The organism is Marinobacter sp. F3R11, assembly GCF_003318275.1.
GTDB lineage: Bacteria > Pseudomonadota > Gammaproteobacteria > Pseudomonadales > Oleiphilaceae > Marinobacter.
Genome location: NZ_QOCH01000013.1, coordinates 510,153 through 532,598 on the forward strand (window position 1 = coordinate 510,153; position 22,446 = coordinate 532,598).

The 22,446-nt window shown below is 51.8% G+C and carries 21 protein-coding genes, 1 tRNA gene and 1 pseudogene; 10 read left to right on the forward strand and 13 right to left on the reverse strand.

Features of this window, described 5'->3' with window-relative positions; translation table 11 throughout:
* The first annotated feature begins 1 nt into the window (after position 1).
* Positions 2 to 949 carry an alpha-L-glutamate ligase-like protein gene (locus tag DS878_RS07320; RefSeq protein ID WP_113815297.1) on the forward strand — a complete coding sequence of 316 codons (948 nt, stop codon included), beginning with the start codon at positions 2 to 4 and terminating at the stop codon, positions 947 to 949.
* Between the two features lie 107 nt (positions 950 to 1,056).
* Here the strand turns inward: DS878_RS07320 and DS878_RS07325 are convergent, their stop codons facing one another.
* Positions 1,057 to 2,646, reverse strand: a complete 1,590-nt coding sequence (locus DS878_RS07325) for a BCCT family transporter (protein ID WP_113815298.1) — start codon at positions 2,644 to 2,646, stop codon at positions 1,057 to 1,059.
* A gap of 154 nt (positions 2,647 to 2,800) precedes the next feature.
* Here DS878_RS07325 and DS878_RS07330 point away from each other — a divergent pair, with 154 nt between their 5' ends.
* Positions 2,801 to 4,444 carry an FMN-binding glutamate synthase family protein gene (locus tag DS878_RS07330; RefSeq protein ID WP_113815299.1) on the forward strand — a complete coding sequence of 548 codons (1,644 nt, stop codon included), beginning with the start codon at positions 2,801 to 2,803 and terminating at the stop codon, positions 4,442 to 4,444.
* A gap of 148 nt (positions 4,445 to 4,592) precedes the next feature.
* Positions 4,593 to 4,669: transfer RNA gene (locus tag DS878_RS07335), tRNA-Pro, on the forward strand.
* 185 nt (positions 4,670 to 4,854) lie between these two features.
* On the opposite strand, the gene DS878_RS07340 is transcribed toward DS878_RS07335, so the two are convergent.
* From DS878_RS07340 to DS878_RS07355, 5 genes and pseudogenes are all read right to left on the reverse strand, one after another.
* Positions 4,855 to 6,327 carry a diguanylate cyclase gene (locus tag DS878_RS07340; RefSeq protein ID WP_148707069.1) on the reverse strand — a complete coding sequence of 491 codons (1,473 nt, stop codon included), beginning with the start codon at positions 6,325 to 6,327 and terminating at the stop codon, positions 4,855 to 4,857.
* 53 nt (positions 6,328 to 6,380) lie between these two features.
* Positions 6,381 to 6,586 (reverse strand): annotated as a pseudogene (locus tag DS878_RS15730) (hypothetical protein); the annotation flags it as partial.
* Complete coding sequence (locus DS878_RS15735; RefSeq protein ID WP_410003461.1) at positions 6,520 to 6,756, reverse strand: transposase; 237 nt, start codon at positions 6,754 to 6,756, stop codon at positions 6,520 to 6,522. The gene DS878_RS15735 and the pseudogene DS878_RS15730, both read right to left, overlap by 67 nt.
* Positions 6,757 to 6,849: 93 nt before the next feature.
* Positions 6,850 to 7,206 carry a hypothetical protein gene (locus tag DS878_RS07350; protein ID WP_113815301.1) on the reverse strand — a complete coding sequence of 119 codons (357 nt, stop codon included), beginning with the start codon at positions 7,204 to 7,206 and terminating at the stop codon, positions 6,850 to 6,852.
* A 73-nt stretch (positions 7,207 to 7,279) separates the two neighbouring features.
* A complete protein-coding gene (locus tag DS878_RS07355) occupies positions 7,280 to 8,116 on the reverse strand; it encodes a hypothetical protein (RefSeq protein WP_148707070.1) in 837 nt (278 codons plus the stop codon).
* A gap of 1,446 nt (positions 8,117 to 9,562) precedes the next feature.
* On the opposite strand from DS878_RS07355, the gene DS878_RS07375 reads away from it, so the two are divergent.
* Positions 9,563 to 10,648: an alpha/beta hydrolase gene (locus DS878_RS07375; RefSeq protein WP_113815305.1), complete on the forward strand. Its 1,086-nt coding sequence runs from the start codon at positions 9,563 to 9,565 to the stop codon at positions 10,646 to 10,648.
* Here DS878_RS07375 and DS878_RS07380 read toward each other — a convergent pair.
* From DS878_RS07380 to DS878_RS07390, 3 genes are read right to left on the reverse strand one after another with little or no spacing between them, the layout of a single operon-like run.
* The gene (locus tag DS878_RS07380; protein ID WP_113815306.1) at positions 10,645 to 11,373 is read right to left on the reverse strand and encodes a molecular chaperone DnaJ; all 729 of its coding nucleotides are present in this window, start codon (positions 11,371 to 11,373) and stop codon (positions 10,645 to 10,647) included. The genes DS878_RS07375 and DS878_RS07380 overlap by 4 nt on opposite strands.
* 46 nt (positions 11,374 to 11,419) lie before the next feature.
* On the reverse strand, positions 11,420 to 12,115 hold the full coding sequence (locus DS878_RS07385; protein WP_113815307.1) for a VWA domain-containing protein: 696 nt from the start codon (positions 12,113 to 12,115) through the stop codon (positions 11,420 to 11,422).
* Between the two features lie 31 nt (positions 12,116 to 12,146).
* Positions 12,147 to 12,785: an SDR family oxidoreductase gene (locus tag DS878_RS07390; protein WP_113815308.1), complete on the reverse strand. Its 639-nt coding sequence runs from the start codon at positions 12,783 to 12,785 to the stop codon at positions 12,147 to 12,149.
* 197 nt (positions 12,786 to 12,982) lie between these two features.
* Between DS878_RS07390 and cysP the strand changes: the two genes are divergently transcribed.
* From cysP to DS878_RS07415, 5 genes are read left to right on the forward strand one after another with little or no spacing between them, the layout of a single operon-like run.
* Positions 12,983 to 13,996, forward strand: coding sequence for a thiosulfate ABC transporter substrate-binding protein CysP (cysP, locus tag DS878_RS07395; RefSeq protein WP_113815309.1), 1,014 nt, complete (start codon positions 12,983 to 12,985; stop codon positions 13,994 to 13,996).
* A 3-nt stretch (positions 13,997 to 13,999) separates the two neighbouring features.
* The gene (gene cysT, locus DS878_RS07400; RefSeq protein ID WP_113815310.1) at positions 14,000 to 14,881 is read left to right on the forward strand and encodes a sulfate/thiosulfate ABC transporter permease CysT; all 882 of its coding nucleotides are present in this window, start codon (positions 14,000 to 14,002) and stop codon (positions 14,879 to 14,881) included.
* Positions 14,882 to 14,885: 4 nt separating this feature from the next.
* The gene (gene cysW, locus DS878_RS07405) at positions 14,886 to 15,755 is read left to right on the forward strand and encodes a sulfate ABC transporter permease subunit CysW (protein ID WP_113815311.1); all 870 of its coding nucleotides are present in this window, start codon (positions 14,886 to 14,888) and stop codon (positions 15,753 to 15,755) included.
* Complete coding sequence (locus DS878_RS07410; protein WP_113815312.1) at positions 15,755 to 16,894, forward strand: sulfate/molybdate ABC transporter ATP-binding protein; 1,140 nt, start codon at positions 15,755 to 15,757, stop codon at positions 16,892 to 16,894. The genes cysW and DS878_RS07410 overlap by 1 nt, the downstream gene beginning before the upstream one ends.
* Before the next feature lie 60 nt (positions 16,895 to 16,954).
* Positions 16,955 to 18,388, forward strand: a complete 1,434-nt coding sequence (locus DS878_RS07415) for an aldehyde dehydrogenase family protein (RefSeq protein ID WP_113815313.1) — start codon at positions 16,955 to 16,957, stop codon at positions 18,386 to 18,388.
* Positions 18,389 to 18,443: 55 nt separating this feature from the next.
* On the opposite strand, the gene DS878_RS07420 is transcribed toward DS878_RS07415, so the two are convergent.
* On the reverse strand, positions 18,444 to 19,049 hold the full coding sequence (locus tag DS878_RS07420) for a Crp/Fnr family transcriptional regulator (protein ID WP_113815314.1): 606 nt from the start codon (positions 19,047 to 19,049) through the stop codon (positions 18,444 to 18,446).
* 113 nt (positions 19,050 to 19,162) lie between these two features.
* Between DS878_RS07420 and DS878_RS07425 the strand changes: the two genes are divergently transcribed.
* The gene (locus DS878_RS07425) at positions 19,163 to 19,351 is read left to right on the forward strand and encodes a DUF2892 domain-containing protein (protein ID WP_113815315.1); all 189 of its coding nucleotides are present in this window, start codon (positions 19,163 to 19,165) and stop codon (positions 19,349 to 19,351) included.
* Between the two features lie 67 nt (positions 19,352 to 19,418).
* Here DS878_RS07425 and DS878_RS07430 read toward each other — a convergent pair whose 3' ends face one another.
* The 3 genes from DS878_RS07430 to pheT are packed head-to-tail and all read right to left on the reverse strand — an operon-like array spanning position 19,419 to position 22,443.
* Positions 19,419 to 19,784, reverse strand: a complete 366-nt coding sequence (locus tag DS878_RS07430; protein ID WP_113815316.1) for a MerR family transcriptional regulator — start codon at positions 19,782 to 19,784, stop codon at positions 19,419 to 19,421.
* A complete protein-coding gene (gene ihfA, locus DS878_RS07435) occupies positions 19,765 to 20,067 on the reverse strand; it encodes an integration host factor subunit alpha (protein ID WP_071264800.1) in 303 nt (100 codons plus the stop codon). The genes DS878_RS07430 and ihfA overlap by 20 nt, the downstream gene beginning before the upstream one ends.
* 3 nt (positions 20,068 to 20,070) lie before the next feature.
* Positions 20,071 to 22,443 (reverse strand): phenylalanine--tRNA ligase subunit beta, encoded by a 2,373-nt coding sequence (gene pheT / locus DS878_RS07440; protein ID WP_113815317.1) that lies wholly within the window; start codon positions 22,441 to 22,443, stop codon positions 20,071 to 20,073.
* Positions 22,444 to 22,446 lie beyond the last annotated feature (3 nt).

A 22,446-nucleotide genomic window follows, 5' to 3' on the forward strand; every position in this document is an offset into this window, starting at 1 on the left:
TATGGACTGGATCTCGCCGCGCACACTGAAAAGGCTGGGCATGCTGAACATGAACCAGCGCAACGTGAACTATATTGCGCGTTACAACGAGCGCTCATCCTATCCGCTGGTAGACAACAAGCTCAAAACAAAACTGGTTGTTGCCGAGTATGGCGTAAAAACGCCAAAGCTCCTTCAGGTTGTCAAACAACAACACGAGATATCCCATTTCAGGGAAATGGCTGAGGGGCTTGCGGGCTTTGCGATCAAGCCCGCAAAGGGTTCTGGCGGAAAGGGCATTACCGTCATCACTGGCCGGGATGGAGATTTCTTTGTAAAAGCATCCGGAGCACGTGTGGGTGCGCCTGTGCTGGAGCGGCACCTGACCAACATACTGGCAGGGCTCTACTCCCTTGCAGGTACACCCGATGTTGCCATTGTGGAAAACCTGGTGGAGTCAGATCCTTCATTGGCCAAGTACTCCCATCAGGGTGTGCCAGACATACGTATCGTGGTATTCCAGGGCTACCCGGTTATGGCCATGCTGCGGCTTGCTACCACTGCATCTGACGGCAAGGCAAACCTGCACCAGGGAGCCGTGGGTGTGGGACTGGATATAGGGTCCGGCAAGAGCCTGAATGCAGTCCAGTTTAACCGCCCTATTACGCTACATCCCGACACCGGGCTCGCACTGGAAAACATAGACATTAACGACTGGGAAGAAATGCTGGAGATGGCTTCTCGCTGCTATGAGGCCACCGGCCTGGGCTATATGGGTGTTGATCTGGTGGTAGATGCCAACGAAGGCCCTCTGCTGCTTGAGCTTAACGCCCGGCCCGGCCTGGCAATCCAGATGGCGAACGGCCGCGGCCTGCTACCGAGATTACACGCGGTTGAAAGCCTCAAACGCCCTCACTTTACGCCCAGAGAACGGGCAAACTACGCGATGGAAACCTTCGCCAGCCTTTGAGCTGAAAGCACAGAACTCAGTATGAGATTGCCTGATCCAGAATGACAAGCATAAAAAAACCGGAGCCAAAGCCCCGGTTTTTTTATGTCTGGTTATTTCCGTAACAACTACATCTCGCCTCTGGCGATCAGTAACTTGCGCTCATGGGTCAAGCCTTTCAGCAAGCCCCAGGTCATAACCAGAAGAATTACCGTAAACGGCAAGCCCGCACTGACAGCCGTTGCCTGGATAGCCCCCAAAGCATCAGCACCGCCACCAAAAATCAATGCCGCAGCAATAGCACCTTCCATAACCACCCAGAACACACGTTGTGCTGTTGGCGCATCGGTTTTACCGCCAGCGGTAATACTGTCTATAACCAGTGATCCTGAGTCCGAAGACGTTATAAAGAACACAAGCACCAGTATGATACCTATAAACGAGAGGATGCCTGTAAACGGCAGGTTTGCAAACATCTGGAACGTGGCCAGAGAAACCTCGGTAATGCCATTTTCGGCAAGCGCGCCAATGCCCTGGTTAAGCTGCTCAAGCGCGGCACCACCGAACGAACTCATCCACACAGAAGTAATGAGCGTCGGAATAATCAGTACTGCAGTTACAAACTCGCGAACAGTCCGGCCCTTGGAAACCCGCGCGATAAACATACCTACAAATGGCGACCAGGAAATCCACCAGGCCCAATAGAATACAGTCCAGCCACGCATCCAGGCCTCATCTTCCCGGCCAAACGGGTTGCTGAAAGACACAATGTTGGCTACATAACTGGAAGTCGTCACCCACAAGGTTTCCAGTATACTCATGGTCGGGCCGGCAAATATTATGAAAAACAGCAAAATGGCGGCCAGAGACATGTTGATATTACTCAGTATCTTGACCCCGCCATCAAGGCCCCGAAGTACAGACATAAGTGCAACGGCTGTAACACCAACGATAATAGCCATCTGCACGTTAATTCCGGAGCCTGTATCAAACAGGTAGTTAAAACCAGAAGCCGCTTGTTGCGCACCAAACCCAAGAGAGGTCGCCAGGCCAAAAATCGTGGCTACAACGGCGAGAATATCAATAATGTGGCCAGGCCAGCCCCAGACCTTGTCTTTCAGAAGCGGGAAAAAAGCAGAACGGATGGTTAGCGGCATGCCTTTGTTGAAGGAAAAGAACGCCAATGAAAGTGCTACGATTGAGTACACTGCCCATGGGTGAAGCCCCCAGTGATACATGGTGGCTCCCATGGCAAGGTCACGGGCCTCGGGCGTATTTGCTGCCACATTAAAAGGCGTTCCGTACCAGCCGGTGTAATAGGCTACAGGTTCTGCAACTGCCCAGAACATCAGGCCGATACCCATGCCGGCAGCAAAAAGCATGGCAAACCAGGACATAGTGGAGAACTCAGGTTTGGCATCCATTCCACCGAGGCGAATCTTACCAACCGGCATCACAATCAACGCAAGACAAACAATCACAAAAATATTGGCACTTAACAGGAAAAACCAGTCAAAGGTTGCAATAATGTCCAGCTTGGCGCCGTCCAGCAAAGCCTTCGCGGCCTCAGGGAACATCAGCGTGCCTATAACAAAAACGACCACCATGATCGCGGTGATCGGAAATACCGGAGCATGCAGATCCAGGCCGAACGGACTGATATTATCCTGGCCGGCTACGTAATCCGTTTGATATTCGTCTTTTACTACGTCGCCCACGTTTGGCGCCTCCTGATTCAGAATTTAGTAACGGATACTGTTCATACATCTGGATTCAAACGTTACAGGCGCGTCATAATAATACTTTGAACTCAAAACATCAAAGCTGACCATACCAACATCCACAATATTCCAGGAGTCGAACGAGATATTCATGGAGAAAAAAACCTCTTTCCCACTGCGCTACTCAGCCTACGTAATCAGCATTGCAGGCTTCCTGGTTTCACTGGTGCTAAGCCTTCATTTCGGGGCCGGGTATTTATTTCCATGCATATTCGGCGCTCTGACAGCGCTTGGCACCTATGACGTGCTCCAGAAGAAGCATACTGTCAGCAGAAACTACCCGGTCATGGTGCACTTCCGCTACCTGTTTGAATCCGTGGGGCCGGAAATCCGACAGTATTTCATTCAGTCTGATACAGAAGAGCGCCCTTTCTCGAGAGAACAGAGAACAATCATTTATCAGCGCGCCAAAAACATACTGGACAAGCGCCCTTTCGGCTCTCAGCTGGGGATGTACGAAGAAGGGTTTGAGTGGATCAATCACTCCCTCAAACCCTCTACCATCACTGACAGCAACTTTCGCGTAGAGATTGGATCACGCTGTGCAAAACCCTACAGCGCAAGCGTCTTCAACATCTCCGCCATGAGCTTCGGGTCACTTTCCGCTAACGCTATTCTGAGCCTCAATACCGGTGCGAAAATGGGGGGGTTTTATCACGATACGGGCGAAGGCTCTATCTCCCGCTACCACAAAAAGCCAGGGGGAGACCTGGTTTGGGAGATCGGCTCCGGCTATTTTGGCTGCAGAAACAAAGACGGATCATTCAGCCCCGAACAGTTTGCGAAGAATGCCACACTTGACCAGGTAAAAATGATAGAGGTCAAACTATCTCAAGGCGCAAAACCCGGCCATGGAGGCATTCTCCCGGGAGCTAAAGTAACACCGGAAATCGCAGAAGCCCGCGGCGTATCCATCGGCGAAGACTGTATTTCTCCGGCCCAGCACTCCGCCTTTTCAACGCCCGTTGAAATGCTTGAGTTTCTGGATCAGCTCCGCGAATTATCGGGAGGCAAGCCCGTCGGTTTCAAACTGGCTATTGGCCACCCCTGGGAGTGGTTCGCTATCGTTAAAGCAATACTTAAAACCGGCAGCAAGCCCGACTTTATCGTTGTGGATGGCGGTGAAGGTGGCACAGGGGCAGCGCCACTGGAGTTCATCAACCGCATTGGTACACCGATGACGGAAGCACTGCTGCTGGTGCACAACACTCTGGTAGGTACCAACCTGAGAGAAGAAATCTCCATTGGCGCTGCCGGCAAAATCACATCAGCCTTTAACATAGCCCGTACGCTGGCCCTGGGGGCTGACTGGTGCAACGCAGCCCGTGGCTACATGTTCTCCCTTGGCTGCATTCAGGCACTTAACTGCCATACAGGCCTCTGCCCCAGCGGCGTCGCCACTCAGGACCCCAGTAGAAGCAGCAAGCTGGATGTGGAAGACAAAAGCCGGAGAGTTTACAACTTCCACAAAAATACCCTGGATGCCCTGCAAAACATGCTGGAAGCCTCCGGCCTGCAACACCCGGGGGAACTGGGCCCTGAGCACATAGTTCGCCGGGTCTCGAAAACAGAGGTGCATTCATATATTGATCTGTTCCCTTTCCTGACTCCCGGTGCACTGCTTGAAGGAAAAACCGGCCTGGCAATCTTTGATAAGTACTGGGCAGAATCACAACCAGACAGCTTTGATCCCCCTGAATTCGTGCAACAGCTCAGAGAAACCAAGCTTCGCTAGAAATTCGGGACCTAACCCCTAAAAGCCTGTTTATTTTTGGCCCGGCCTAGTGTAGACTTCGCTCCCGCTAAGCCACTGAGATTCCTCTTTAAGTCTCTTTGGCACTTGCCACCAAAGCCCGGCTTTGGGAAGGTACCAATTAGCGAATCGGGGCGTAGCGCAGCTTGGTAGCGCACTTGCATGGGGTGCAAGGGGTCGTAGGTTCAAATCCTACCGTCCCGACCAATTTAAGCAATTAAGCCAGACACTTACGAGTGATCTGGCTTTTTTGTTTTTGGGCAACTCAAAACTAACTCAATAAAAACTCAAAACCTTTTGTAATCACCCGATATTGCGACGCGCTTTTTGAAGTTCTATTAAGATTAAGATGAACCGTTAAAGCAGGTACCCATTTAATTCACGGTACCTACTTAACTGGCTGTGCCTGAAACCACCTGGTTCCGGCCATTCTTCTTGGCCTGGTAGAGGCGCTCATCTGCCAGTTTTACGATGGCTTCGCAATTAGCCGGATCATCAAAAATCAGCGTGGCCACACCTAAACTGGCGGTTACGTATGTCTCAATTGCAGAGCCTGTGTGGGGGATGCCCAACGCCGCTACTTCGTCCTTAATGCTCATGGCAATGGTGGTCGCACCTGCGTGGTCAGTTTCTGGCAGAATACAGCAAAATTCTTCACCGCCGTAACGGGTTGCCAGGTCTTGAGGTCGTTTGAGTTTACTCTGGATAACGTCAGCCACCTGTTTCAGACATTCATCCCCGGCCAGGTGGCCATAGGTGTCGTTGAAGTCTTTAAAGAAATCCACATCTATCATGATCACGGAAATGGGGGCTTTTGTGCGGCGCATACGATGGCATTCGGCCTTTAAAACACTGTCGAAGCAACGGCGATTGGCTAATCCGGTCAGAGCGTCGGTAAGGCTGAGATTTTCAAGTTTGTCGCGAACTTTGTTAAGTTCAGCGAGATTCTTCAATCGTTCCCAGTAGGTGTGAAGCGTATAGTATGCCAGCGACCACAAAATAATAAGCGCACCTACAGACAGCCAGACTCGGTGCCGCCAAGCTGCCTGCCAGTCACGATCTGCTTCTCCTACTATTACAACAAACGGTAAGCCTTCAACCTGACGAACACCGTACAGGCGAGACTCGTTATCTAACGGAGAGACATCCCGAAAGGTTTTGTAGGGTTCACCGGAAGCAATAAACTCTTTAACTAATGGATCGTTCACCTTTTTGCCCAGTAATTCCGGGTTGGCGGGCTTTCTCGCCAGCATCTGGAGATTCTGATCAGAGATGGCGATCACGCCGTGTGTGTTGATCGATACCTTTTCAAGCCATGTTGAAAAGAAATCCAAATTCACGCCAATGCCAGCTAAACCAGCAAACCCATCTCCGGGGAATTTTCGAGTCTGAATCACCATGAGCTCGCCCACATTGCTGGTAAACATGTTTGAAACGTAGGTTTGAAGTCCTGGATTATTCATAGGCACGCTGCACCATTCACGATTGCTGGCATCGAAGCCCACAATTGCAGGGGTATGCGTCATTATGCAGTTTTCATCGTTCAGGCCTACGCCGCTTGAATGCGGGAGCGTTTTACGTTTGTCATCAATGTATTTCGTTATGCGTTCATGCTCCTCGGAATTGGCTGCGGGGAACTGAAGCTCAGAAACGGGCACCGTAAGGACGATATCACGCAGAATATAATCGGAAGCAGCAAAGGAGCCCTTTATCCATTCCCCAATCAAAAGACTGGTACTTGCAACGCGTTCTGACGCCTTTTCTTCTTCCCGCGACAAGGAGTATTGCAACTCATACAAAGCCATACCGCCAATCAGCAGGCAAAACAATAGGCAGTAGGTAAGGCTCTTTTTACGCTTGATCATAGGTTTGTGTACGAGATCTACCCCGTTTCCACGGACGGTTTTAAAACGGCTGATCACTTCTGATCCTGAACGGCAACTCTACGTCGCATCCTGGGATTATGGAACCGTTCGATGTAATCGAATACATCAGCTCGCGCTTGAGCATCCCGAAGAATCCCTCGCCTTCCTGCGTGGATATCTCCGTAATATCCGTCACCCATTTGGTGTCCGGCTCCAGAGCGGAGAAGTTCCGCTCCAGATGGTTTCGGATACCTGGTGGCCGACACCTTCAGGCATCGGCACATAAGACGTATCGGGAACTGACTGCGACAACAGATTGGGAATGATGCCTATCTCCAAGGCTACCTGTCGACAGCTCACACCGGGTTGGCGAGTCAAAGTGATGGCTTCGCGTTTGAACTCTGAGCTATATTTTCTGCGTCTGGACATGAATACTCCTTTGGCACATTGCGCCTCTTTTTAGGAATGTCCGCAGTAACGGGGTATAGAACCCGAACGAACTTGAATGACTGGTTATGAGCTTTACTCAAGACCGTAATCATCAGTGAACAGGTCCAGTTTGCTGGTCACGTATTCCATGAGTTCGTCGTATTTGATCTCTTCTATTTTCCCAGCAACCACATAGCATGAGAGGTATGAGGCAACATAATGGAATCTATACTGATCCTTTGACCTTTCATCGCATGCCCAGTCCCTCTGCACCTGCTCCTCATTCCCATCCACCATTTGCTGGAGTAGCGCATCATTGTTCATATGGTTGCGTTTGGAATAGATCAGCGGAGCAATCATATAGAGATTTTCAGGCGGGATTTCTCCAACCCTTGCAGCCTCGATAGCCTCTTTCAGCGAGGCTTCCATTTCCTTAAGCCATTTTTCCATATCTATCTGAAACCCTCATGGCTCATAACGCTCTCATCACGCGCCGCAGGATGCGGTCGCTTGAATGATCTTGTTATAAAAAAATTTCCGGCTTCTTTATATAAGACTGCGTTAACGAAATTATTTTTCTATGGATATCTTCCCACATATAAAGATATTTCGAGCTGAACTCATATGTTACCTCTACCCCCCTAGTTCCTCCAAATTTAATAATTTCTTCCTTTGGCCATCTATCACGAGGGATAACAAAACTAACCCTGCATCCTGTAACGTCTAGGTGCGAGCCTCCCCAATAAGTACCGCAATTTACAAAAATAGGGTTTCCAGCTGGTGTCAGCATGTAGCCCTTTTCAACCATAAATAGTCTCGGCGGTCGCTTTGATATATCTATATCCGTCTGATCGCCATATTTCTTATAATTTTTAAAAGCAATCAGGTTTTCGAATTCTGAGTCTTTTTCTTTTAAGTATTTATCTCCTGAAGCTTCTCCAATAAAACTACTGTCTCTTGACAAAAAACCGATTCTATAAGTGAGAACTTCGGTGCTGTACTTTTCTGAGAATTTTGATTTGTTATGTTCGTCTCTATGCTCAAAATCAGGTAGAAGGACTTCTAAAGTAGCTTTATCCCAAATTTTTTTAGCCCATGGCATATACGGGTGGGAAACAAGAACAAGGTGTTGTTTTGGGACTTCCAAATACAAACCTATTGGCCTGAGATACAGTGAGTGAAGTTTATTACCCTCTGTCCCAATGACACTGTAGTGATCAATATGTGGAGCCTCATACTTGATGCCATATCTTGACTCAGGGTTTATGAACCAATCTGTTGGCTCACCTAAGGATGATTCAGATTCGCTGCATGATGCGAGTAGTGTACATAATATTATTGTAGTAAATTTTTTTAGCATAGATGATGATGTAATTTATAACGCTAACGTTTAGCGGCGCCCATGTAGCGCAGCGAAGTGGGCGTCCGGTGTAGGGCCGGAGGCCCGGAACGAACTACAACAGATTGTTAAAACTTTTAGATCAGCACAACCGCAAGTAGACCAACATTCCGACGGGAACCGTAAAGATAAAGTACAGGGTAAGACGAAGCCAATCCCTCGTACTAGTCCAGATAAACATGGGCAAAAAAAGGTAAATGCCCACACCAAAATAAAAAAACCACCCGAGAACTACTATGTCTACGACCCTTGCGACCAAATCGTTTCTAGTGGCAGCGTAGGAAAAAATCGCAACCGCACAAATTGCGGTAACTATGTAAATACCTCTCGCCCAGAGGCAGAAAACTCTATCTGCTGTATCGCTCATCTAAACTTTTAACGCCGCTCAGCACGCGCGGCTAAGGAATGGAGGCGTAGCGCAATGCAGTAGCCGTCGCCGTGGCTGGAATGGTTAGGTGTCATTTTCTTGCGCTCGATAACAGAGGATTCTATGTATGAAGCCCCCCCTTCGGAGACAATAATATGCGAGCAGTATGAATAACAGAAACTCAGCCGAAGCATAGCTAATTTCGATCCAGCTCCTTAGGATCTGAGACTCTATCTCGGTGGTACGGGGTGTTTCCATGGCAGCCATCTCATAAAGCTGGGCAATTCTCACTGTGGAAGCACCTAGCCAATACAGTTGTAGAAAGGCCTGCGCAGAAAAATATACCCCAAATGCCCTTACGATAACCCAAGCAAAATCATCCCTATTCAACTGAAAACCTCCTGTGGAGCAAATAGTGGCATTGCCACCTAACAGCTAATTCAACGACAAATGACATCTATCCAAACGCGTATATTTCCCAGCGTTGCACATGCCATCCATCAAATTTTTCTTTGTTATCAAAAAACTACCTACCCTGAAAGATAGTCTGGCTGGAAATAAGCGTCAATTGTCGGATTTCCCCAAAAATATCTGTTCGCTTATCCCCAATCATTCATCAGTAACTATTTCATATTTTTCATAAGGTTGTAAGCAGTTCACTCTCAAAACCATGACATTTTGCGACAATTGTCGTATATCTCCGTTTTCACCGTTCGATTCCGCGTGGATCAGAAAACAGGTAGGTGGCGTAACCTGCAATCATGGCCATGGAAAAATTACTGCTAAAAGCGCCGCTAAGAGCTTTAGCGTGAACAAAGCGCGCAACAGAATGTGTTCGCTCAGGCTAGCTTAGGCACGAATGTACAACGGCACGCCTATAACGGCGGCGATCGGAATACCGATGAACAAATAAGGCAGTACATCAACGAAGTCCAACCAGGCCGCCTGATCCACATCGATTACCCCAAAGCCATGCTACAGTGAGCAGTACTACACGGCCCTCCGTGTGAACCATGATTAATCCACGCTAGGGGTTACACATGATTTTCGGAATCGCCTGGTTCGCAATGATGTGGTTTGGCCTGATGATGGTCGTGCTGGCGGCTGTGGTGGTGTTTTTTCTGCGCCGGAAGCACGATGCCGGGGACGACAATGAAAACACCACTCACCAGCAGCACAACGCATCCCGCCAGCAAGTGCTTGCAAAGGTTGGGGGTATGCATACCGTCGCTGAAGGCCTTCACGGTCGCGCGCGGATAAAAGCCCTTCGCAGCTACATGGATAGCATGAGCGATGGTCTGGAATTTATTTCGAAAACCAGCCCCTCAGCAAACGGCTCGCCAAAGGGGGAGTGGGTAATAGCACCTGGATCAGAGCCCAACCGCCGGATCCTTTACATTCACGGCGGATCCTGGATCGCAGGCAGTCCCAAAAGCCATCGCACCATCACTGACCGACTGTCCAGGCAGGCCAACGCCTGTGTATTCTCCCTTGATTACCGGCTGATGCCGGAAAACCGCTATCTTGACGGTATTATCGACTGTCGGCAGGCGTACCTCTGGATACTCGGGAACGGCCCTGACGGCAAGGCCGCGGCCGATTTTCTGGTGGTCGCCGGGGACTCCGCAGGCGGCAGTCACACACTAGGGCTACTTGCCTGGATAAGAGACCAGGGGCTGCAAGCACCGGATGCCGCTATTGCCCTGTCACCCTCTACCGAGCTCATGCTCACCTCGCTGGGCAAACGAGCTAATCTGAAAACCGATGCCATGCTGGGGCCAACCGTCGAGAAGCTGGCACGAATTCCCCTGCCACTATTGTGGTGGGGAACCGTATTGGGCTTTCGAGTACTGCCCACAAGCCCGATAGCCTCTCCCCTGCGCGGAGACCTCCACAACCTCCCGCCCACACTGATTCACGTCAGCGAATCAGAGCTGCTACTGGAAAACGCACAAAGATATGCAGCAAAAGCACAGGCCGCCGGCTCACCGGTGGAAATAGAAACCTGGCCCGACATGGTTCATGTATGGCATCTGTTTACGCCACTACTGCCAGAGGCAGAAGAAGCATTCGAGCATATAGCGGAATTTCTGGCGCGGGTAGAAGCGGTTTCTGAAGCCACTTAGCTCAGGAGTCGCTCTTTGGCCTCGTTGACTCGGGCGGCGAGATAGTTACTCCCTCCACGGTCCGGGTGTATTTTTTGCATCACCCGGCGGTGAGCCTGAATGATCTCATCCCGGCTCGCCCCAGCCTCCAGCCCCAGAATATCCAGGGCTTCGCTTTCAGTCAGAGCACCGCTACCACCCGAACTATCGCGCTCACTTCCATTCTTGCTGTCGTCGTCAGCCGGATCGTCAGCGCGCCAGGAGTCACCGAAACGGCGGTCCAGATAGGTTTCCAGAAGCCGTGCAGAATCTTCATCCTGGTCCCGGCAATATCTCAGCAACTCTATAAATTCACTTTCACCAAGATCCGCCAGCGCCCGCCCGGCCATGGGTCCTGTCAACACTTCCCCGCTCATATTTCCGGAGTCGTGATCCAGAGTCATGTCAAGGATTTCACTGGAGACATGGGATTGATTCCCGGGTTTAGCCTTTGCTCCACCCTCCCCCAACCCCGACATCCGACCCATTAGCAGAGACGGCAACACGCGACGCAGCAGGGGGAACAAGAAAACCAACAGGGCAAACAAGATATTCAAGCGACCGGTAACGGCCAGAAGACCCAATATCAGAACGCTGGCAATCAGCGCCAACTTGAGAATGGCGGGTTTTCGTTGGCTGGTCGGCTGATTACGTAGCCAGACCCACGCAACAACCACTACTATAATAACCAGAAACGTAAGGGGCACTCGAATACTCCGGGCCAATTGGCCCACCGGTTGATTGAATCAAGCGCTATCTGATCTGTTGGGTCAAACGTTTCACCTCCGGGGAGCTGCGGCTGGAATAGTCCTGCAAGGCCTTGGCTCCCCCGGAAGCATAGACCGCAACAGCGGCCATAAGATCCTTAAGTACTTGCGGGCTGTTACGGTCAAAGGGCGCATAGGCGCCTCCGGACAATTTACTCACCTGCTGAAACACCGCCCTGGCATGGGCATCAGCACCCTCGTGAAACATAAATACCGGGGTTCGCAGCATGCCCAACTCTCCGGCAATATGGCAAAGCTCATCCACAGGTTCTTCACAGGAATCACCGATAAACACAACGGCCTTGACGGCTTTTGCGCGTGTCTCTTCCCTTGCATGCGCCAACACTCTGCAGATCTGGGTTTGGCCGCCCAGGCAGGAAACACCGTTCATCAGGTTGAGCAGTTGACCAGTCTCGTTAACAAACCCTGTGGCTTTGAACTCCCTGAAACCGCGGTAGTAGCAAAGCTGAATGGCCAGACCGCCCAAGTCCTTAGTCGCCAGGAACAACTCACTCTGCAAGTGACAAGCCTGATCCCAGGTAGCACCGCGACTGGCTGTGGCATCCAGTGCGAAAATCAGCCGGCCCTGCCCTCCAACTTGCGGAGGCAGCTTACGGACCTGCTGAATGAACTGGTCGATCGACTTTTTATCGGATCTGGTACGGAGCTCTTTGTCAGACATATGCTTTTGTAAACCTCTTGCCCAGCGGGTGTTACAGCTTTTCAAGCGCCTCAGCTATGGGCACATCGCCAGACACCACATCAAAAACCCGGTTTGTGGTCGTACTCGTATCCAGAGTCGCCAGCAGAACGCGAGCAACGTCCTGCCGTGAAATTCTCCCGACGCTCTCATGCTCCGCACTGACTGCAACCTTGCCAGTACCCTCGTCATTAGTCAGCTGGCCAGGTCGTACAACAGTGTAATTCAGGCCACTGTTTATCAGATGCTCGTCAGCGTTGTGTTTGGCCTGCAGGTAATGGCGAAGTTTTTCAGGCCCGTTCTGCGGCTCTCCGGCACCCATACTGCTCACGATGATAAAGCGCTTTATGCCCATGGCGCTGGCACTATCAATGAGCCGGATGGCACCATCCTGATCCACATCTATGGTTTTATCCGGCCCGGTATGGGGCCCCGAGCCTGCGGCAAAAATAACCGCATCACAGCCCCTCATGGCTTCGCTACAATCCTTTTCCAGGTCACCGAGCACGGTTTCGGTGGCGCCCAGTTGCTGCAATTCAGGCCCCTGATCCGGATGCCGGATCAGGGCCCGGGCTTCGTGATCGCTATCTGCCATTTCACGCAACAGATGTTGCCCTATCTGTCCGTTGGACCCTGCAATAAACACATGCATGGCAAACCTCCTGACTGGCTGTTTCTGATGGTTGCAGGCTATAGATCAGTGCGACACCTGCTCAATTCAACCCGTGGACTCTCTTTAACCGACCTTTATTCCATAAAGACTGAAATACATGATTTTATATTCTTTCCAGTTTTATTCTGGCTTTGATAGATTCCCCTCCAATACATCATTTGTTTCAGGGGAATGTCATGCCAAGTATATTCAAAGGCCTGGTTACCGGTCTTGCGCTCAGCGCGTCACTCTTCGCTCAACCGGCGGCGTCGGCCGATCGTGAACTGCTTAATACATCCTATGACATTGCCCGGGAACTGTTCGCTGCCTACAACGTGCAGTTCAACAAATACTGGGAAGAAAAAACCGGTGAGACGGTTGAGATCAGCCAGTCTCATGCCGGCTCCTCAAAGCAGGCGCAAGCCATCATTCAGGGTCTTAAAGCCGATGTAGTCACCTTTAATCAGGTTACCGACATCGATATTCTGCACACGCGCGGACGCCTGATCCCGGAAAACTGGGCCGAACGCCTGCCCAATAACAGCTCACCTTACTACTCCACGATGGCTTTTCTGGTCCGCAAGGGCAATCCAAAAAACATTGAAAACTGGGATGATCTGATCAAAGAAGATGTCGCCCTGGTTATGCCTAACCCGAAAACCTCAGGCAACGGCCGCTATACCTACCTTGCTGCGCTGGGCTATGCCCAGGACAAATTTGGTGATGATCAGCAGAAAATCGACGGTTTTTTGCAGGACTTTCTGGGCCATGTGAAAGTGTTTGATAGCGGCGGGCGCGGTGCGACCACCACCTTCATCGAACGCGGCATAGGTGATGTACTACTGACTTTTGAATCGGAAGTGCTGAATCTGGCCGATCGTTACGACAACGGAGAGTATGAGGTGGTAACGCCCAAAGTAAGCTTTCTGGCAGAGTTTCCGGTCACCTGGATTGATGAATACGTGAAGCAGAACAAAACCGAAGATCTGGCAAAAGCCTACCTTGAGCATCTGTACAGCGAAGACGCCCAGCGCCTGCTGGCCGGATTCAACTACCGGGTTCACAACGATACAGTTAAGCAGGAAACCGCAGATCGCTTCCCGGACGTAAAACTGCTCCCCATCGACGCTATCGCAGGCAGCTGGGAAAACGCCACCAAAGAACACTTTTCCAGTGGCGGAAAACTCGACCAACTGCAACGCCGGAAGTGATCCGTGTCCGCGGCTAACCAGGCCAGTGCTGTAAGTACACAGCACTGGCCACGAAGCGGAAACCGCAGCAAGCGGGTACTACCGGGGTTCGGTTTGAGCCTCGGTATTTCGCTGTTTTTCATCAGCCTGATACTGATGTTACCGCTGACCGGGCTGGTGATTGAAGTATCAGCCATGAGTTTTAACGAGTTCTGGTTTGTCATCACCGACCCACGGGTAGTTGCTTCCTATAAGGTTACGGCGTTATCTGCTCTGGCCGCCTCAGTGTTTAATGGTGCTTTCGGGTTGCTGCTCGCCTGGGTACTGGTGCGTTATGAGTTTCCCGGTAAACGCCTGATTGATGCTGTAGTGGATTTGCCATTTGCTCTTCCCACGGCGGTTGCCGGCATCACCCTGGCCACCTTGTTCGCCGCCAACGGCTGGTACGGACAATGGCTGGCCAAGCTTGGGATTGAAGTCGCCTTCACCCCGGTGGGAATTGTGGTAGCCATGGCCTTTACCAGCCTGCCCTTTGTAGTACGAACAGTTCAGCCAGTGCTGGAAGAGTTGGCCCCCGAAGACGAAGAAGCGGCTGTCAGCCTGGGTGCCAGTGACGGCCATGTATTCCGCAGGGTTATATTCCCGGCTCTGTGGCCGGCCCTGATGACCGGCGTAGCGCTTTCTTTCACCCGAAGCCTTGGTGAGTTTGGTGCCGTTATTTTTATTGCCGGCAACATGCCTTACGTCAGTGAAGTAACCAGCCTGATGATTTTTGTCCGCCTGCAAGAGTATGACTACGCAGCCGCCAGCGCCATTGCCTCGGTAGTTCTGCTGGTGTCACTGGTGATGCTTTTCGCTATTACCCTGTGGCAGTCCCGCTATCTCAAACGCATAGAAGGACGCTAACCCAATGCACAGCCCCCATTCCTCCAGGCACCGCCGAGTTGGCGATGGTCCGGTTATAAAATGGCTGCTGACAGGCATTGCCCTGGCCGTCACTGCCGGCTTGCTGATAATGCCATTGCTGGTGATTTTTATTGAGGCCCTGGGAGCCGGCTGGAGCAGCCTGGCAGACAACCTGCTGGACCAGTACACCCTGCATGCCATCGGCCTGACACTGTTTGTAGCCGCGCTCACGGTTCCCCTCAACCTGATATTTGGCACTGCACTGGCGTGGCTGGTAACACGATTTCGTTTCCCCGGCCGAAAACTGCTGATTACACTGATCGATATCCCGTTTGCAGTATCTCCGGTTGTTGCAGGCCTGCTGTACCTGCTGCTATACGGCCGCAATGGCTGGATCGGCAGCTGGCTTGCAGACTATGACGTACAGCTGATGTTTTCCTGGCCCGGAATTGTAATGGTCACCATTTTCGTCACCTGCCCGTTTGTAGCCCGTGAACTCATACCACTTATGCAGCAACAGGGGAGCGAGGAAGAAGAGGCCGGCGTGGTGCTCGGTGCCTCCGGCTGGCGCATCTTCCGTACGATCACCTTGCCCAACATTAAGTGGGCACTGATATACGGCGTGGTGCTCACCAATGCCCGGGCCGTGGGCGAGTTTGGTGCGGTATCGGTAGTATCAGGAAACATCCGCGGGCAAACCAACACACTCCCCCTGCACGTGGAGCTGCTGTACCAGGATTACAATATTGTTGGCGCCTTTGCCAGCGCTTCGCTACTGGCCGGCATTGCCGTGTTTACGCTCGCGGCCAAAGGTTTTGTTGAATGGCGACAGGCCCGGATTCTGACCCGCCAGCAATCAGAGGAGACCCTGTAATGAGCATCACCGTTGATGGCATCAACAAGCGCTTTGGCAACTATCAGGCGCTGAATAACGTCTCTCTCGACATCCCGGAAGGCAAACTGACCGCTTTGCTAGGGCCCTCCGGTTCAGGAAAAACCACCCTGTTGCGCATTATCGCCGGGCTGGAATCCTCCGATAGCGGGCGCATAAGCTTCTCAGGTAAGGACGTGACGGGACTTCACGTGCGCGATCGCAACATAGGCTTTGTATTCCAGCATTACGCCCTCTTCCGTCACATGACCGTAGCGCAGAACATTGCGTTTGGACTGGATTCGCTGCCGCGCACCAGGCGCCCCTCCAAAGCAGAGATTCAGGCTCGCGTCAGTGAGCTGCTGGATATGATACAACTACCGCATCTGGCACAGCGTTATCCGGCGCAACTCTCCGGCGGCCAGAAACAACGTGTGGCACTCGCCCGCGCCATTGCAACACGCCCTAAAATCCTGCTGCTGGACGAGCCGTTCGGCGCGCTGGACGCCAAGGTGCGTAAAGACCTGCGCCGCTGGCTACGCAATCTGCACGATGAATTCCACTTCACCAGTATATTTGTGACCCACGATCAGGAAGAAGCTCTGGAGCTGTCCGATCAGGTAGTCGTTATGAGCCAGGGCAATGTGGAGCAAGTGGACGAACCTATTGAACTCTATGCCCGACCTGACAGCCGTTTCGTATTCGACTTCCTCGGACAAGTAAATGCACTGTCCGGTGCGATTCAGCACGGCCGGCTGAGCCAGGGTAAAGCCTGGGTGACCCTTCCCGGAGTCAGAGATCAAGGCGATGCACAGCTTTATATGCGCCCTCATGAAGTACGTCTTGCGAGCGCTCCCGACGCCCGCGCCAATTTGCCGCTGCGCATTGAGGCCGTCAGTCTGATCGGGGCTGAAGTTCGCATTGAACTCAGCCCGGTAGGCTGGCACAGCGAAAGTTCAGATGACATCTGGGAAGTGAGCATCAGCCATGCAGAATTTAATCGGCAACGCCCCACTCGCGGCGATCTGCGCTACGCAGTACCAGAAATCGGGCACCTGTTCACAGGCAAAAATACCCGGCCATCACCTGTTACCTGGGCCGAAGAAGAACACTGTCGGGCGCAGGCACTTTGTCCATCTTGAATACAATCAGCTCTGGCGAATCTGTTACCATAATTCAAATTTCCAACAAAGAGCTGAACAATAATGGACGCAAGCAAGTTTTATATTAACGGGCAGTGGGTTACACCCGAGGGAACCCAACGTCTGGAAGTTATTAACCCTTCTGATGAGCAAGGGTATTCCACGATTACTCTGGGCTCACAAGCCGATACAGACAAGGCGGTCAATGCTGCAAAACAAGCGTTTTCTGCCTGGTCAGCGTCTACCATCGAGCAGCGGGCGGAACTTCTGGAGCGCCTCTTCGAAACCTACAAGGCCCGGGCAGAAGAAATGGCCCAGACCATCAGCCAGGAAATGGGCGCACCGATTGACCTTGCAAGAAGTGCACAGGTTGGCGCTGGTGCCGCTCACCTGAAAAATACAATACGCGCCCTGAAGTCCTTTAATTTTGAGCATCCCCTTGGTGACCATGCTCCGGACAATATCATCCTGCATGAAGCCGTCGGTGTCTGTGCACTGATTACACCCTGGAACTGGCCGATGAACCAGGTGATGCTCAAGGTGGCTCCGGCGCTGGCCGCTGGCTGCACCGTGGTTCTCAAACCGTCTGAAATTTCGCCCCTTTCAGCCATGCTTCTCGCAGAGATGATTGATAGTGCCGGTTTTCCGGAAGGCGTTTTCAACCTGGTAAACGGCGATGGTGCGGGCGTCGGCTCGCAACTCTCCAGCCATCCGGACATTGATCTGGTCAGCTTCACCGGCTCAACCCGTGCAGGCAAGGCCATTACAGTTTCAGCAGCCGATACCGTCAAGCGGGTAGGCCTGGAGCTGGGAGGTAAAGGCGCAAACATCATCTTTGCGGATGCAGATGAAAAAGCTGTTACCCGTGGTGTACGCCACTGCTTTGCCAACTCGGGGCAGTCCTGTAACGCCCCTACACGAATGCTGGTGGAAAAATCTGTCTACAAGCAGGCCGTTGAAACTGCAGCCATGATTGCCAGTAAAACCGACGTAGGTCCGGCAGACAAAGAGGGGCGGCATATCGGGCCCGTGGTCTCCGAACAGCAGTTTCTGAAGGTTCAGGCGCTGATCAAGAAGGGCATAGAGGAAGGCGCCACACTGGTTGCCGGTGGCGAAGGGCGTCCAGAGGGGCTTGAGAAGGGGTATTTCGTGAGGCCGACGGTTTTCGCAGATGTCACCCCGGACATGACCATCTGGAAGGAAGAAATCTTTGGGCCTGTACTGGCTATCACGCCGTTTGAAACAGAAGAAGAAGCCGTAGAACTGGCTAACGATACCGTCTACGGCCTTACCAATTACATCCAGACTTCTGATAAGGAAAAAGCCCGCAGAATCGCCAGAAAGGTCAGATCAGGCATGGTGGAAATCAACGGAAAATCCGGATCAGCAGGCTTTCCATTCGGCGGCATGAAGCAGTCTGGTAACGGCAGCCGCGAAGGCGGCGTCTGGGGCCTGGAAGAGTTCCTGGAAGTTAAATCCGTCACTGACTGGTAGCATTCACAGGAATAGCCGACCTGGCGCCTCCACACTAACCTGCGAGGCGCCTGGTTTACTCAATCAGATCAATTCGTCCACGTGACAACCGCACTCTGCCCTTACGCTCAAGTTCTTTGAGCAACCGGCTGACAACTTCTCTGGCAGTCCCCAGCTCAACAGCCAGCTCTTGATGAGTGATGTGAATAGGGCTCCGGCGCAGGTTCAACCACTCCTCAAGACGCTCATCCATGCGGCGAAACGCAACTTCTTCCACAAGTAACATGAGATCATCGAGCCGGCGCCCATATGACTCCATAATACCCAGGCGAAAAGCAGCAGACTGATCCATTAGCCGGTCGAACAATCCCCGGGGAATCATGGCCGCCTCTGATTCATCCTCTACAATCGCTTCTGCACGATAGCCATAACCTGTCATGAGACAGCCAATAGACAGGGTACAAATATCATCAGCGCCCATGCGATATAACACAATGCTGTTGCCAGAAATGCCTGTCATCTGAACCTTTACCCCACCACTGAGCATCAACGGCAGTCCATGGCAATGCTCTCCCGCCCGGAACAGAATTTTGCCTGGGGGTAGTCGCATAACCTGAATACTTTCAAGAGCGTCCTTCTGGAGCTCCCTGGGCAATGTTTCAAGAATACTATGATGCAGCATGAATCCTTCCTGGGCTCTTAATGCGGGTGCCAGTGTGACTTTATCACTGAACTGAGGCCCGGTGAGCGCTAAATTAATAACCGTAGCCTCATACCAACACAGGAGAATGTATTATGAGCGTTAATATGGGTTCTGCAGACAGGATCATTCGCGCCATCGTTGGCATTGTGCTTCTGGCATTGGTATTTGTCGGCCCACAAACACCTTGGGGCTGGATCGGAATTGTGCCACTGGCAACTGCACTTATGGGCAACTGCCCTGCGTATTCACTGCTGGGTATTAAAACCTGTAAAAAGAAATAGACCAATACAAATAGCACAAAGCCGAAGAGACTTTCATCGCTTCGGCTTTGTAATTCAAGAAATCAGACTACTTTACAGGGGCGTTAAGTACGTCCAGAACCTCTTCCAGCTCAATAATCATTTGCCGGATAAGTTGTTTATACTGAGTCGTGTCGTCCTTTACCTCATGGCTACTAAGCTTCTGCTTGGCACCACCAATGGTATAACCCTGTTCGTATAATAAACTACGTATCTGACGGATAGTGATCACATCAGCACGCTGATAATAGCGCCGGTTACCCCGACGCTTGACTGGCGACAACTGCGGAAACTCCTGCTCCCAATAGCGCAGCACATGAGCTTTCACTGCGCACAAGTCTGCTACTTCACCAATTGTAAAGTATCGTTTCCCGGGAATCGCAGGGAGTTCGTTGTTATGACTGGGTTCCAACATACGCTTCTACTTTCTGTTTCAGTTTCTGACCCGGGCGAAACGTAACAACACGTCGTGCGCTTATCGGAATCTCTTCACCAGTTTTCGGGTTTCGCCCAGGACGCTGCTTTTTATCCCGCAGGTCGAAGTTACCGAAACCCGACAATTTAACCTGTTCATTGTGGCTGAGCGCGCCTCTGATCTCATCGAAGAAAGCTTCCACCATTTCCTTGGCTTCGCGTTTGTTCAGGCCCAACTCCTCATACAAGCGCTCCGCCATTTCCGCTTTCGTCAAAGCCGCCATGTCTCAACTCCTCAGTGTTGCCCCCAACTCTTCCTTCAGTGCATTGATGACACCGTTGAAGAGCGAATGCACTTCATCTTCATTCAACGTGCGCTCAGGATGCTGCCAGAACAGACTCAGGGCCAGGCTTCGGTTACCTTCACCCAGACTCTCTCCTTCATATACATCAAACGCACGCAACGCCGTCAGGCGCTCACCAGCATGTTTTCGGGCTACCCGCTCAACATCGGCAAACGCGACCTTACCACCGATAATAATAGCCAAATCCCGACGAACTTCCGGGAATTTCGAAATTTCTTTGAAATTAGGCACATATCCGGTAATGACTGAGTTCAAGGATAGCTCAAACATCAGAATCGTGCCATTAAGTTCAAGATTTTTCTGAACTTGCGGATGCAATGTACCCAGCCATCCAACACGCTCACCATCTCGCAGGAGTTCAGCCGTCTGGCCCGGGTGCAAAGCCGGATGCCGGCCAGCAACAAACCCGATCTCAACGCCCAGCAAACTGAACAAGCCTTCCAACTCCCCTTTTACATCAAAGAAGTCTGCTGTTCTGCGACCGTTTACCCAGTTTTCAGGATATTGGGAGCCAACAACAACACCCGCAAGCATAGGCTGCTGATCAATACGCTGGCCATCCTGCAGAAAACGCAAACCCGTCTCAAACATACGGATACGCGGCTGCTGACGATTCTGGTTATGGGCAACGGTTTTAAGAAGGCCACTCCACAGACTTGTCCGCATAACCGACATGTCAGCGGAAATGGGGTTGGCCAAGGCTATTCCTTCACGCTCGGGATCAACCTGCGTCTGAACTTTCGGATCCACGAAGCTGTAGGTGATCGCCTCCTGGTATCCATGGGAAACAAAGTAATCCCTGATAGCCGATACAGGGCGGGTCGCTTCCTCGTTCATTCGCAGACCAAGCGAGCCAGTCGGTTCAGTTACGGGTAAGTTGTTATAGCCGTATATACGCCCGACTTCTTCAATCAGGTCTTCTTCAATCGAAATATCGGGACGGAAACTGGGCACATTGATACGCCAACCGTTCTTCAACAGCTTACCGACACTCAGACCTAGCCGGATCAGAATTTCCTCAACCTTGGTACGGTCGATTTCGAGGCCCAGGACATCCGCCAGACGCTGTGAACGAAGATCAACAGTGCGCTCTTGCGGCAAATGTTCCTTGCTGGCCACTTCAACAATTTCACCAGGCTCACCGCCTGCAATATCCATGAGCAGACTGGTTGCACGTTCCATGGCCTCACGGGCAAGTTCGTAGTCCACACCACGCTCAAAGCGGTGTGAGGCATCTGTATGCAAGCCATAGTGGCGAGCTTTGCCTGCGAGGGTAATTGGATCAAAATAAGCCGATTCGAGTATCAGATCACGGGTTTTAGCGCTGACACCGGAGTGCTCGCCACCCATAATTCCAGCGATGGCAATGGGCTTCTCGTGATCAGCAATGACCAGAGTCTCATCCGTCAGCTCAACTTCCTGACCATCCAGCAATACCAGCTTTTCTGCCGGAAGTGCCATGCGCACAACAATGCCGCCACGGATCTCATCGCGATCGAACGCATGCAAGGGCTGCCCCTGCTCCAGCATCACGTAGTTGGTCACATCAACGGCAGCATCAATTGAACGAATGCCTGAACGGCGAAGCTTTTCCCGCATCCACAGGGGTGTTTCTACCTGCAGATTCACGTTGCGAAGAATACGGCCAAGGTATCGTGGACAGCCCTTGGGCGCATCAACACGAATGTCCGGCACCTCTGAATGCACAGCTTCAACCGGATCGATCCGGGGACACTCGGGAACCAGGCTGTTCAGTACGCCAACTTCACGGGCAATGCCTTTAATCGAGAGACAATCACTACGATTCGGCGTCAGATCAACATCAATGGCTACATCATTCAGTTTCAGGTAATCATTCAGTGCAGTACCGACCGGCGCATCAGAAGGCAACTCCATGAGGCCCGCGTGGTTTTCAGACAAGCCCAGCTCTGATTCGGAACACAGCATGCCTTCAGAAGGCTCACCCCGGAGTTTGGCTTTACGGATTTTGAAGTCACCAGGCAAAACAGCACCCAGGACAGCAAAAGGCACCTTCAGGCCGGGACGTACGTTTGGCGCGCCACACACAACCTGAACGCTCTTGCTACCGTCATTCACTTGGCATACGCGAAGCTTGTCGGCATTGGGGTGAGGTTCAACAGACTGAACTTCTCCAACCACAACCCCCTCAAACGTACCGGCTACGGATTCGAAGCCATCGACTTCCAGACCTGCCATCGTAATCTGATCCATCAGTTCCTGAGAACTGATTTCCGGGTTAACCCACTCGCGCAGCCACTGCTCACTGAATTTCATGGT

Excerpts from the sequence above, each read along its gene's own strand:
- DS878_RS07320 (WP_113815297.1), top strand. The coding sequence starts at position 2 with ATGGACTGGATCTCGCCGCGCACACTGAAAAGGCTGGGCATGCTGAAC.
- DS878_RS07330 (WP_113815299.1), top strand. The coding sequence starts at position 2,801 with ATGGAGAAAAAAACCTCTTTCCCACTGCGCTACTCAGCCTACGTAATC.
- DS878_RS07340 (WP_148707069.1), bottom strand. The coding sequence starts at position 6,327 with ATGATCAAGCGTAAAAAGAGCCTTACCTACTGCCTATTGTTTTGCCTG.
- DS878_RS15735 (WP_410003461.1), bottom strand. The coding sequence starts at position 6,756 with ATGTCCAGACGCAGAAAATATAGCTCAGAGTTCAAACGCGAAGCCATC.
- DS878_RS07350 (WP_113815301.1), bottom strand. The coding sequence starts at position 7,206 with ATGGAAAAATGGCTTAAGGAAATGGAAGCCTCGCTGAAAGAGGCTATC.
- DS878_RS07355 (WP_148707070.1), bottom strand. The coding sequence starts at position 8,116 with ATGCTAAAAAAATTTACTACAATAATATTATGTACACTACTCGCATCA.
- DS878_RS07375 (WP_113815305.1), top strand. The coding sequence starts at position 9,563 with ATGATTTTCGGAATCGCCTGGTTCGCAATGATGTGGTTTGGCCTGATG.
- DS878_RS07385 (WP_113815307.1), bottom strand. The coding sequence starts at position 12,115 with ATGTCTGACAAAGAGCTCCGTACCAGATCCGATAAAAAGTCGATCGAC.
- DS878_RS07390 (WP_113815308.1), bottom strand. The coding sequence starts at position 12,785 with ATGCATGTGTTTATTGCAGGGTCCAACGGACAGATAGGGCAACATCTG.
- cysP (WP_113815309.1), top strand. The coding sequence starts at position 12,983 with ATGCCAAGTATATTCAAAGGCCTGGTTACCGGTCTTGCGCTCAGCGCG.
- cysW (WP_113815311.1), top strand. The coding sequence starts at position 14,886 with ATGCACAGCCCCCATTCCTCCAGGCACCGCCGAGTTGGCGATGGTCCG.
- DS878_RS07410 (WP_113815312.1), top strand. The coding sequence starts at position 15,755 with ATGAGCATCACCGTTGATGGCATCAACAAGCGCTTTGGCAACTATCAG.
- DS878_RS07420 (WP_113815314.1), bottom strand. The coding sequence starts at position 19,049 with ATGCTGCATCATAGTATTCTTGAAACATTGCCCAGGGAGCTCCAGAAG.
- DS878_RS07425 (WP_113815315.1), top strand. The coding sequence starts at position 19,163 with ATGAGCGTTAATATGGGTTCTGCAGACAGGATCATTCGCGCCATCGTT.
- DS878_RS07430 (WP_113815316.1), bottom strand. The coding sequence starts at position 19,784 with ATGTTGGAACCCAGTCATAACAACGAACTCCCTGCGATTCCCGGGAAA.
- ihfA (WP_071264800.1), bottom strand. The coding sequence starts at position 20,067 with ATGGCGGCTTTGACGAAAGCGGAAATGGCGGAGCGCTTGTATGAGGAG.
- pheT (WP_113815317.1), bottom strand. The coding sequence starts at position 22,443 with ATGAAATTCAGTGAGCAGTGGCTGCGCGAGTGGGTTAACCCGGAAATC.